This window comes from Streptomyces sp. NPDC050528 (genome assembly GCF_044457795.1).
GTDB lineage: Bacteria > Actinomycetota > Actinomycetes > Streptomycetales > Streptomycetaceae > Streptomyces.
Genome location: NZ_JBITHH010000017.1, coordinates 1 through 12079, shown reverse-complemented (window position 1 = coordinate 12079; position 12079 = coordinate 1). Strand labels below are relative to the sequence as shown.

The 12079-nt window shown below is 69.8% G+C and carries 7 protein-coding genes; 1 reads left to right on the top strand and 6 read right to left on the bottom strand.

Annotated elements, in window-relative coordinates:
- Nucleotides 1-7: 7 nt before the first annotated feature.
- From ACIBK4_RS42855 to hisC, 6 genes are all read right to left on the bottom strand, one after another.
- A complete protein-coding gene (locus ACIBK4_RS42855; protein ID WP_399004279.1) occupies nt 8-1051 on the bottom strand; it encodes a peptidoglycan DD-metalloendopeptidase family protein in 1044 nt (347 codons plus the stop codon).
- 113 nt (nt 1052-1164) lie between these two features.
- Nucleotides 1165-2850 carry a GAF domain-containing protein gene (locus ACIBK4_RS42850; protein ID WP_399004277.1) on the bottom strand — a complete coding sequence of 562 codons (1686 nt, stop codon included), beginning with the start codon at nt 2848-2850 and terminating at the stop codon, nt 1165-1167.
- Nucleotides 2851-2910: 60 nt separating this feature from the next.
- On the bottom strand, nt 2911-6408 hold the full coding sequence (gene cydD, locus ACIBK4_RS42845) for a thiol reductant ABC exporter subunit CydD (RefSeq protein WP_399004275.1): 3498 nt from the start codon (nt 6406-6408) through the stop codon (nt 2911-2913).
- Nucleotides 6409-6491: 83 nt separating this feature from the next.
- Entirely contained in the window at nt 6492-7496 is a 1005-nt protein-coding gene (cydB, locus tag ACIBK4_RS42840) for a cytochrome d ubiquinol oxidase subunit II (protein WP_399004273.1), read from the bottom strand.
- Between the two features lie 20 nt (nt 7497-7516).
- Nucleotides 7517-9025, bottom strand: coding sequence for a cytochrome ubiquinol oxidase subunit I (locus ACIBK4_RS42835; RefSeq protein ID WP_399004271.1), 1509 nt, complete (start codon nt 9023-9025; stop codon nt 7517-7519).
- Between the two features lie 261 nt (nt 9026-9286).
- A complete protein-coding gene (gene hisC, locus ACIBK4_RS42830; RefSeq protein WP_399004269.1) occupies nt 9287-10366 on the bottom strand; it encodes a histidinol-phosphate transaminase in 1080 nt (359 codons plus the stop codon).
- A 496-nt stretch (nt 10367-10862) separates the two neighbouring features.
- Here hisC and ACIBK4_RS42825 point away from each other — a divergent pair, with 496 nt between their 5' ends.
- Complete coding sequence (locus ACIBK4_RS42825; RefSeq protein ID WP_328830358.1) at nt 10863-11975, top strand: LacI family DNA-binding transcriptional regulator; 1113 nt, start codon at nt 10863-10865, stop codon at nt 11973-11975.
- The last annotated feature ends 104 nt before the right edge of the window (nt 11976-12079 follow it).

Here is a 12079-nt window from a genome sequence, read left to right as displayed (position 1 = left end):
CGGAGGCTCAGCCGATCTGTACGCCCCGCTGGGCCAGCCAGGGCAGGGGATCGATCGCCGATCCCATGTCCGGGGTGACCCGTACCTCGAAGTGCAGATGCGGGCCGGTGGAGTTGCCGGTCGTGCCGGACTGGGCGATCCACTGGCCGGTGGTGACCCGGTCGCCCTGGTCGACGGTGACGGCGGCGAGGTGGGCGTACTGCGTGTAGTAGCCGCCCGGGTGCTCGATGACGATCGCGATGCCGAAGGCCCCTCCGCAGGACACCCGCACCACCCGGCCCGCGCCGGCCGCGCGCACCGGCGTGCCGATGGGCACTGCGAAGTCCTGGCCGGTGTGGCGGTTCGCCCAGCGGGAACCGCCGCTGCCGAAGCCCGCGGACAGTTCGACCGTCTCCACCGGCGCGACCCACGAGTCGGTGACGTGGGTCGGCGGCTGGTCGAGACGGACGGCGCCCCGGCAACTGCCCGCCGCGACCGAGGCGTCCGCCTGGCCCTGCAACTGGCCGCGTGCCTCGTCGAGTTTCCGCTGGATGCCCTGCTTGAGGTCGGCGAGTTCGGCGTTCCGCTTCTCCAGGGTCCGCCAGGCCGACGCGGCCTTCGCCTCGTCGGCGGCGAGCCGTACCTCGGCCCGGTGGCTTCTGCCGAGCGCGTTGCCGACGGCGAGATCCGCCTGGGAGAAGACGTGCTGATCGCGCATCAGATCCTCGGGGCTGTCCGCGAGGATGATCCGGGCCGCCATCGGGACACCGCCGCCACTGCGGTACTGGGCGCGGGCGATCCGGCCCAGGTCCTCGTGCAGCCGCGCGATCTCCCGCCGTTCGCCGTCCAGTTGAGCCTCAACGCGCTGGGCCCGATCACGTTGCGCGTCGGCCTCCTGCCGCCCCGCCTCGTACCGCTGGGCCGCGACGGCCGCGTCCTGGTACAGCCGCGCCACCTCGGCACTGGCACCGGAGGCCGAGTGGGTGTCGTCGTCGCCGGGGCGGGCCGCCAGCACGGCGAGCGCGCACAGCAGCACCGGAACGAGCAGCGGGTGACGGCGAGATGAGCGCATGTCAGCGATCGTGACCCGGGCGGGGGACGAGGGCCCTGTTCAAGTCGTACGCATGGGGGACGCGTTGCTGCGAACGGCTGAGCGGGAGCTGGTGATGACGGGGCCGCCTGTGCTCAGTGCGGTGCCTGCCACACCACCGTCGTGCCGCCGCCGTCCTCGCCGATGCCCGGCCCGTACCAGCTGTCGCCGCCCAGGGATTCGGCCCGGCGTTTGAGGTTCTTCAGGCCGCTGCGCCGGCCGCCCGCCGGGATGCCGACGCCGTCGTCCGCGACGGTGAGCCGTACGCCGGGGCGGCCGTCCGGCAGGGTCGCGGTCGCGTCGACGACGACCTCGATCCGGGTCGCCGCCGCATGCCGGAACGCGTTGGAGAGCGCCTCGCGCAGGGCCGCGATGAGGTTCTTGCCGGTGAGATCGCCGACCGTCGTGTCGACCGCGCCGACGAAACGGTGCGCGGGTTTGAAGCCGAGCGGCACGGCCGCCATGTTGATCTCCCGCAGCACGCGTGTGCGCAGCCCGGAGGGCGCCTCGGCGGGGCCCTGCTGGAGCGCGAAGATCGCGGTGCGGATCTCCTGGATGGTGACGTCGAGTTCGTCGACGGCGTTGCCCACACCGTGCCGCACCTCGGGGACGGGCGACCCGCGCTGGGCGCTCTCCAGCATCATCCCGGTCGCGAACAGCCGTTGGATGACGAGGTCGTGCAGGTCACGGGCGATCCGGTCGCGGTCCTCGTACACCGCGAGCCGCTCCCGGTCGCGCTGTGCCTCGGCCATCATCAGCGCGAGCGCGGCCTGCGAGGCGAACTGGATCGCGAGGGTGCGTTCCGCCTCCGTGAACGGCCGCTCGCCCCGCGCGCGAGGCGTGACGAGGGCCCCCAGGACCCGCCCGCCGCTCTGCAGCGGCAGCAGCATGATCGGCCCGTACGCGCGCGCGAGGGCGCTGATCATGCGCGGATCGGTGGCCGCGTCCGCCACGAACACCGGCTGTCCGGCGAGGAGTTGGGCGATGATCTCGCTGTCCGGCGGGACGACCCTGCCGAGTTGGTCCGACGGCTGTTCCGAGGCCACGGCGACGATCTCCATGCCGCCCTCGGCGGCGGGCAGCAGCACGATCCCGGCCGCCGAACCGGAGAGCCGGCGGGCCCGTTCCGCGACGACCTGCAGCGCCTCCTCGGCGTCCCCGCCGGACAGCAGGGCGGTCGTGACGGCCACCGACCCGTCGATCCACCGCTCGCGCTGCTTGGCTGCCTCGTACAACCGGGCGTTGCCGATGGCGATGCCCGCCTCGGTCGCCAGCACCCGGACCATGCTGACGTCGTAGTCGTTGAAGGGCTCCCCGCCGCGTTTCTCGCCCAGATAGAGGTTCCCGAAGACCTCCCCCGAGACGCGGATGGGAACGCCGAGGAAGGCGCGCATCCTCGGATGGTGCTCGGGGAAACCCCAGGACCGCGGATCCTCGGTCACATCCGTCAGCCGTACCGGATCGGGCTCCCGGATGAGCGCGCCGAGCAGGCCTGTGTGCCCGTCGGGCAACCGTCCGATGCGCCGCGCGGTCTCCGCGCCGACACCGTGGAAGACGAAGTCGGCGAGCGCCTCGCCGTCCTCGTCGATGACCCCGATCCCCGCGTACCGCGCGTCCGTCAGCGCGGCGGCGGCCTCGCAGATGCGCTCCAGCGTGGAGTGCAGTTCGAGCCCGCTCCCCACGGACCGCATGGCCTCCAGCAACTGCGGGACGCGGACGGCCAGTTCGGCCGACATTCCCGGGGCGGACGACGGGGGACCGGGGCGCGCGGCGGCTGACATACCCCGAGCCTAATTAGTCCCCTTTGTCACGGAAAGTCGAGCGGACCGGCCACCGGACCTCTAACCGGCCGACACCAACAGCTCCGACTCCGCCTCCCGCTCCGCCATCTCCCGCAACGGCCCCTCCACCGACGCCAGTCCGGCGAACGGCCCCCGCTGCACCACCCGCCCCTCGTCCAGCACGATCACCTCGTCCACGTCCTCCAGACCCGCGAGCCGGTGCGTGATGAGCAGGGTCGTACGGCCCTCCGTGGCGGCCAGCAGATCGGCGGTGAGCGCGTCGGCGGTGGCCAGGTCCAGGTGCTCGGCGGGCTCGTCGAGCACGAGGACGGGGAAGTCGGCGAGCAGCGCACGAGCGAGCGCCAGCCGCTGCCGCTGTCCACCGGACAGCCGCGCCCCGTGCTCACCGACCAACGTGTCCAGCCCCTCGGGCAGCCCGTCGGCCCAGTCGAGCAGCCGGGCCCGCTCCAGAGCGGCCCGCAGTTCGTCCTCGGTCGCGTCCTTCTTCGCGAGCAGCAGGTTCTCGCGCACCGAACTGTCGAAGAGGTGCGCGTCCTGCGCACACAGCCCGACCAGCCGTCGTACGTCGTCGCCGGCCAGGGCGTACGCGTCCACCCCGGCCAGCGTGTACGTGCCGGCGTCCGCGTCGAGGAACCGCAGCAAGACCTGCGCGAGGGTCGTCTTGCCGGACCCGGAGGACCCGACCACGGCGACCCGGCGACCCTTCTCCAAGGTCAGGTCGAGCCCGGCGAGGGCGTCCCGGTCCTGTCCGGTGTGCCGCGCGGCCAGTCCCTGTACGACGAGTGGGAACGGTGTCGCCGGCGCCTGGCGGGGCCGCTCCGGTTCGCGTACGGGCTCGGGGGCGTCCAGTACCTCGTACACGCGCTCGGCGCTCTTGCGGACCCGCTGCCGGTACTGCACGGCGAGGGGCAGTCCGAGGACGGCCTCGAAGGCGGCGAGCGGGGTGAGGACGACGACTGCCGTCAACACGCCGCTGAGCCGTCCCGCGGCGACGGCCTGGGCGGCCACGAGCGCGGTGGCGGCGACCGTCAGGCCTGAGATCAGCGCGGTGAGGCCGTCACCGAGGGCGGTGGCGGTGGCTGCGCGAGAGGCGATCCGGGTGAGTGTGGTGTCGGCCCGCTTGGCCTCGGCGGTACGGGCGGGCAGGGCACCGGCGACCGTCAACTCGGCGGTTCCGGTGAGCAGTTCGGTCACGCGGGTGGCCAGTGCTCCACGGGCGGGGGCCAGCCTGCGTTCGGCACGGCGGGCCACGGCGCCGGTCACGAGGGGGACGCCGGCACCGGCCGCGAGGAGGCCGACCGCGAGAACGGCACCGGCCTCGGGCAGCAGCCAGGCCGTGAAACCGACGGTCACGGCGGAGACGGTGACCGCGACTCCGGCGGGGAGCAGCCAGCGCAGCCAGTAGTCCTGGAGTGCGTCCACGTCGGCGACGAGCCGGGACAGCAGATCACCCCGGCGCGTGTCGCGAAGCCCGGCGGGCGCGAGTCGCTCAAGTCGCCGGTAGACGGCGACCCGGGTGTCGGCCAGCATCCGCAGCACCGCGTCGTGCGACACGAGCCGCTCCGCGTACCGGAACACGGCCCGCCCGATCCCGAAGGTCCGGGTCGCCGTCACGGCCACCATCAGGTACAGCACGGGCGGCTGCTGCGAGGCCCGCGAGATCAGCCACCCGGACGTGGCCATGAGCCCAACTGCGCTGCCGAGCGCGAGACTTCCGAGCAGCAACGCCAGGGCGAGACGTCCACGCCGGGCGCCGGACATGGCACGGACGCGGGCCAACACGCCTCCTGCGTGCGCCGCGAGCTGGGTCTCGGGCTCGTCGAGGGCTACAGAGCTGACCGGTTCCTCCGGCGAGACTCGGTCCCTATCGGCGAGCGTCGACCCGGTCTCCGCGTGCACCGCAGCCACGCCCTCCGTAACCCGCACCACCCGGTCCGCCACCGCCAGCAGCGCCGGCCGGTGCACCACGAGCAGGACCGTCCGTCCGATCGCCAACCGCCGTACCGCTTCCACCACTTCGGCCTCGGTCGCTCCGTCCAGCGCGGCCGTCGGTTCGTCGAGGAGCAGCACGGGCCGGTCGGCGAGGAAGGCCCGGGCGAGAGCGAGCCGTTGCCGCTGCCCGGCGGACAGTCCGGCCCCGTCCTCGCCGAGCACGCTCTCGATGCCCTCGGGCAACGCGTCCACGAAGTCCAGGGCACCCGCGTCGGCCAACGCCCGCCGTACGGCGGTGTCGTCGGCGTCGGGACGGGCGAGCCGGACGTTCTCGGCGATCGTCCCGGCGTACAGCTGCGGGCGTTGCGGCACCCAGGCGATCCGCGACCGCCACTGCTCCAGGTCCACGTCGGTGAGATCGACTCCCCCGACCAGTACCCGGCCTTCGGCGGGCCGGACGAACCCCAACAGGGCGTTCAGCAAAGTGGACTTGCCCGAGCCGCTCGGACCGACGAGGGCGACCGTCTCTCCAGGTTCCACAGTGAAGGACACGTCCGACACGGCGTCCACGGAGCGTCCGGGATAGCGGACCGTCACGCCTTCGAAAGCCAGGGCGTCTGAGGGGACTTCGGTGGTGCCGGAGGACGGTACCGGTGTCTCCAGTACCGAGAAGATCTCCTCGGCGGCCGCGAGGCCCTCCGCCGCCGCGTGGTACTGGGCGCCCACCTGGCGCAGCGGCAGATACGCCTCGGGGGCCAGGACGAGGACGACGAGACCGACGTAGAGGTCCATGTCGCCGTGGACGAGGCGCATGCCGATCGTGACGGCGACCAGGGCCACGGAGAGGGTGGCGAGGAGTTCCAGGGCGAAGGAGGAGACGAAGGCGATCCGCAGGGTCCGCATGGTCGCCTGGCGGTACTCGCCGGTGATGCGGCGGATCGAGTCGGCCTGCGCCTTGGCTCGGCCGAACACCTTCAGGGTCGGCAGTCCGGCGACCACGTCCAGGAAGTGCCCGGAGAGTCGGGACAGCAACTGCCATTGGCGGTCCATCCGGGACTGCGTGGCCCAGCCGATCATCACCATGAAGAGCGGGATGAGCGGCAGCGTGCCGACGATGATCGCCGCCGAGACCCAGTCCTCGGTAACGATCCGCGCCAGCACCGCCACCGGGACGACGATCGCGAGGCCCAACTGCGGGAGGTAGCGCGAGAAGTAGTCGTCGAGGGCGTCGACACCCCGGGTGGCGAGGGCGACCAGCGAACCGGTCCGCTGCCCGCTCAGCCAGCCGGGGCCCAGCTCCACGGAACGCTCCAGCAGCCGTCGCCGTAGCTCCGACTTCACGGCGGCGCTGGCGCGGTGGGCGGCGAGTTCGGTGAGCCAGGAGACCAGGGCGCGACCGACGGCTACCGTCGCCAACAGCAGCAGGGGAGTGCCGAGTTCACCGACGGACATCCGGTGCTGGAAGGCACCGACCACGACCTCGGCGATGAGCATCGCCTGGGCGATGACCAGCAACGCACCGACAGCACCCAGGCCGACGACCGCCATCAGGAAGAGGCGGGTGGCGCGAGCGTAGCGGAGCAGACGTGGGTCGATCGGTTTCACGTGAAACACACCCTTTTCTCAAGGGGTCCCAACAGGGCATGTTTCACGTGAAACATGCCCTGCGCTGGACTCAACGCTTGGACTCAGTGCGCGGCTTCGGCGATGTGCTGCGTGCCGATCCGCTTGCGGAACACCCAGTACGTCCAGCCCTGGTAGAGCAGCACAATCGGCGTGGCGATCCCCGCACACCAGGTCATGATCTTCAGGGTGTACGGGCTCGACGAGGCGTTGGTGACCGTGAGGCTCCAGTCCGGGTTGAGCGAGGACGGCATGACGTTCGGGAAGAGCGACAGGAAGAGCATCGCCACGGCCGCCACGATGGTGACCCCGGAGAACGCGAACGACCAGCCCTCACGGCCGAGTTGGATCGCCACCAACGCCGCGACGAGAGCGACGACGGCCACGATCAGCGCGACCAGACTCCTGCCGTCACCACTGTCGACCTGGGTCCAGATCAGGAAGGCCAGCGCCAACAGGGCGGTGACGAGACCGACTTGAAGGGCCAGCTTCCGCGCCCGGGTCCGGATGTCCCCGACCGTCTTGAGGGCCGTGAACACCGCACCGTGGAAGGTGAAGAGCGTGAGGGTGACCAGGCCGCCGAGGATCGAATACGGGTTGAGCAAGTCCCAGAAGTTGCCCGCGTACTCGAAGTTCTTGTCGATCTTCACGCCCCGGACGATGTTGCCGAAGGCCACGCCCCACAGGAACGCGGGGAGCAGCGAGGTCCAGAAGATCGCGGTCTCCCAGTTGCGCTGCCAGTTCTCCTCGGGCCGCTTCGCCCGGTACTCGAAGGCGACGCCCCGGACGATCAGGCAGACCAGGATGATCAGCAGGGCGAGGTAGAAGCCGGAGAAGAGGGTGGCGTACCACTCGGGGAAGGCGGCGAAGGTCGCGCCGCCGGCCGAGAGGAGCCAGACCTCGTTGCCGTCCCAGACCGGGCCGATCGTGTTGATCAGCACCCGCTTCTCGGTGCGGTCGCGGGCGAGCAGCTTGGTGAGGATGCCGACCCCGAAGTCGAAGCCCTCCAGGAAGAAGTAGCCGGTCCACAGGACGGCGATGAGGACGAACCAGACGTCGTGCAGTTCCATGACTGTGCAGCTCCCTCGGCCTAGTAGGAGAAGGCCATCGGCTTGTCGGCGTCCTGGGAGTCGCCGCCGATCTTCGTGGGCGGGTTGAGGTCGGCCTCGGTGAGTTCGGGCGGGCCGGCCTTGACGTACTTCGCGAGCAGCTTGACCTCGATGACGGCGAGGATCGCGTAGAGCGAGGTGAAGACGATCATCGAGGTGAGGACCTCGCCCTGGGAGACGCTGGGGGAGACGGCGTCACGGGTCTGGAAGAGGCCGTAGACGACCCAGGGCTGGCGGCCCATCTCGGTGAAGATCCAGCCCCAGGAGTTGGCGATCAGGGGGAAGCCGAGGGTCCAGATCGACACCAGCCAGTAGAGCTTGGTGAGTTTCGGGCCGAGGGCCTTGTTCTTGAAGAGGACCACGTTCGGTACTTCGTCCTCGCCGACCCTCAGGTGCTGGGGCAGCATGAACTTCTTGCGGGTCAGCCAGAGTCCGGCCAGGCCGATGGCGAAGGACGCCATCCCGAAGCCGATCATCCAGCGGAACGCCCAGAAGGTGACCGGGATGATGGGCCGGTAGTCGCCGGGACCGTACTTGGCCTGCTCGGCCTTGTTGGTGTCGTTGATGCCGGGGACGTACGAGCTGAAGTCGTCGTCGGCGAGGAAGGACAGTATCCCGGGGATCGACAGCTCGACGGAGTTGTGACCCTTGCTGACGTCTCCGTAGGCGAAGATCGAGAACGGCGCGGAGTTCTGGCCGTCCCACAGGGCCTCGGCGGCGGCCATCTTCATGGGCTGCTGCTTGAACATGACCTTGCCGAGGGTGTCACCGCTGACGGCGGTGAGCAGGCCCGCGATGGCGACGGTGATCAGGCCCAGCCGCAGCGAGCTCTTCATCACCGCGATGTGCTTCTTGCGGAACAGGTGGAAGGCCGCGATGCCGACCATGAACGCGCCGCCGGTCAGGAAGGACGCGGAGAGCGTGTGGAAGGCCTGCGCGAGCGCGGTGTTCTGGGTCAGCACGTGCCAGAAGTCGGTGAGTTCGGCACGGCCCTTCGCCTTGTTGATCTTGTAGCCGACGGGATGCTGCATCCACGAGTTGGCCGCGAGGATGAAGTACGCCGACAGGATCGTGCCGATCGAGACCATCCAGATGCAGGCCAGGTGGATCCGTTTGGGCAGCTTGTCCCAGCCGAAGATCCACAGCCCGATGAAGGTGGACTCGAAGAAGAACGCGATCAGCGCCTCGAAGGCGAGCGGGGCACCGAAGATGTCACCCACGAACCGCGAGTAGGCGGACCAGTTCATGCCGAACTGGAACTCCTGCACGATGCCCGTGACGACGCCCATGGCGATGTTGATCAGGAAGAGCTTGCCCCAGAACTTGGTGGCCCTGAGGTACTTCTCCTTCTCCGTGCGCACCCATGCGGTCTGCAGCCCGGCCGTGAGAGCGGCGAGCGAGATCGTCAGGGGGACGAACAGGAAGTGGTAGACGGTGGTGATGCCGAACTGCCATCGCGCCAGTGTCTCCGGCGCCAGAGCCAATTCCACGTCGTCAGTCTCCTTACGTCGCCGTGGTACAGCGGCAGTTTGCCCCTTTTGTCACACACATCATTGGAGCAACCGGGACACGCTTGTGAACGCGTTCACATTCACAAGGAATTATGACGCATAGCCGTTCGATGCGTGATGGGCGGGGGGTCCCTAAGAGGGTCCCGTACGTCACACCAGCCGAGGCCGGTCGGCCCATAGCGCGGGGCGTCTTGGTTTCACGTGGAACCAAGACGCCCCGCAAGCTCACGTACCGGCTGTTCACAGCTCCTTGCGGAACCCCTCCGTCACCTTCAGGAAGATGTCGTTCCCCTCGGTCTCACCGATCGTGATCCGCACGCCCTCGCCCGCGAACGGCCGCACCACCACGCCCGCCTGGTCGCAGGCCGCCGCGAAGTCCAGCGTGCGCTCCCCCAGTCGTAGCCACACGAAGTTGGCCTGGGTCTCCGGGACCGTCCAGCCCTGGGCGCGCAGGGTGTCGACCACACGGGTGCGCTCGCCGACCAACGAGCCGACGCGGCCGAGCAGTTCGTCCTCGGCGCGCAGCGAGGCGATCGCCGCGTCCTGCGCGAGCTGGCTCACGCCGAAGGGCACGGCCGTCTTGCGCAGCGCCGCCGCCACCGGCTCGTGGGCGATCGCGAAACCGACCCGCAGGCCGGCGAGGCCGTACGCCTTGGAGAAGGTGCGCAGGACGCAGACGTTCGGGCGGTCGCGGTAGAGCTGGACGCCGTCCGGCACCTCCATGTCGCGGATGAACTCGCGGTAGGCCTCGTCCAGTACGACGAGCACATCGCCGGGCACCCGGTCGAGGAAGCGCTCCAGTTCGGCCCGGCGGACGACCGTGCCCGTCGGGTTGTTGGGGTTGCAGACGAAGATCAGCCGGGTGCGGCCGGTGATGGCGTCGGCCATCGCGTCCAGGTCGTGCACGTCGCCCGGGGTCAGCGGGACCTGCACGGCCGTGGCGCCGCTGATCCGCGTGATGATCGGGTACGCCTCGAAGGAACGCCAGGCGTACATGACCTCGTCGCCGGGGCCCGCGGTCGCCTGGATCAGCTGCTGGGCGACGCCGACCGAGCCGGTGCCGGTGGCCAGGTGGGAGACGGGGACGCCGAACCGTTCCGCCAGCTCGTTCATCAGGCCGGTGCACGCCATGTCGGGGTACCGGTTGAAGTTCTGGGCCGCCGCGGTGACGCTCTCCATCACGCCGGGCAGCGGGGGGTACGGGTTCTCGTTGGAGGACAGCTTGTAGGCCACCGGACCGTCCGCCGAGGCAGGCTTGCCCGGCTTGTAGGTGGGGATACCCTCCAGCTCGGCGCGCAGCTTCGGGCTCGTCTCGCTCACCGCAGTCCTCCTTGTGACCACCACCGGCACCACCGGCTATCAATACTGCTCACCTTATGAGGATTCGACGCCGGGGCGTACAGGTCCGGTGCGGGTGAGCGACCTCGGGTGTCCGCGCGAGCAGTCGCCGGGTCGCTGCCGAATCGATGCCGGATCCCTGCCAGGTCACCCGTCGGCATCGCCCCACGTGTCACACCCGCATCAGGGGCAACAGGATACGAAGGCGTACGAACCGGGGGCGCACTGTACATATATCTATGCGCCGGTAGCTCGCGCCGTGGCGCGCATCCCTCGTGCAGGTGAGTTGAGACCTCTTCGAAACATGGGGGGGTTGGCAGGCCCATGCGCGCCGACAAGTCACGTAATGCCATTGCATCGTTTAACTGACTTTGTTTCTATGGTAGTTGACCCTTTCTGACCTTGCAGAAACGTGCCTGTCAACGCGTGCATATGCGTCCGCACTACCCCACCGCATGAGCCCTACTATCGGCTCGCCATGACAGCAGCAGGGAAGCACCAGGTGAGCCGCGCGGAAACCTCTCGTCGAGGAAGCCGGCCGGGCCGGGCGGGAATCAGAGACGTGGCCGCCGCGGCCGGAGTCTCCATCACGACCGTCTCCGACGCCCTCAACGGCAAGGGCCGGCTCCCGGACGCCACCCGACGCCATGTCCGAGAAGTCGCCGACCGGCTGGGCTATCGGCCCTCCGCGGCGGCTCGCACACTCCGTACCGGCAAGTCGGGCCTCATCGGCCTGACCGTGACGACGTACGGGGATGAACCTTTCACCTTCACCGAGTTCGCGTACTTCGCCGAGATGGCGCGGGCGGCCACGTCGGCCGCGCTCGCCCGCGGCTACGCCCTCGTGATCCTCCCCGCGACCTCGCGCCACGACGTGTGGTCGAACGTCGCCCTGGACGGCACGGTCGTCATCGACCCGTCCGACCAGGACCCGGTGGTCAGCGAGCTGGTCCGGCAGGGTTTACCGGTCGTCTCCGACGGCCGCCCGGCCGGTTCGCTCCCGGTGACCGCGTGGGTGGACAACGATCACGAGGCCGCGGTCCTGGGCATCCTGGACCACCTGGCCGACGCCGGCGCCCGCCGGATCGGCCTGCTCACGGGCACGAGCACGGACACGTACACGCACCTCTCGACCACGGCGTACCTCCGGTGGTGCGAGCGGGTGGGCCAGGATCCGGTGTACGAGTCGTATCCGGCGCACGATCCGTGCGCGGGGGCCGTCGCCGCCGACCGATTGCTCGCCCGTCCCGACCGGCCCGACGCGGTCTACGGCCTGTTCGACCCCAACGGCACGGATCTGCTGGCGGCGGCGCGGCGGTACGGGATGCGGGTGCCGGAGGATCTGCTGCTCGTGTGCTGCAGCGAGTCCACGGTGTACGCGAACACCGAGCCGCCGATCACGACGCTGTCGCTGAAGCCGCGGCGGATCGGTACGGCGGTGGTGCAGCTCCTCATCGACGCGATCGAGGGGGTTGAGTCCGACCTGCCGATCGAGCAGGTGATACCGACGGAACTGATCGTGCGGACGTCGTCGCAACGGCGTCCGCCGAGGACGACGGTCAGTCCGCCTCGGTCGCCTGAGGGGAAGTAGGGGGCCGGGGGGGGGTGCCTCTATGTCTTTCGTCAAGCGAGGCGTGGGGTTCTGGGTTCGTAGAAGGTGCCGTCGCGGAGCATCGCGAACAGGACGTTGATGCG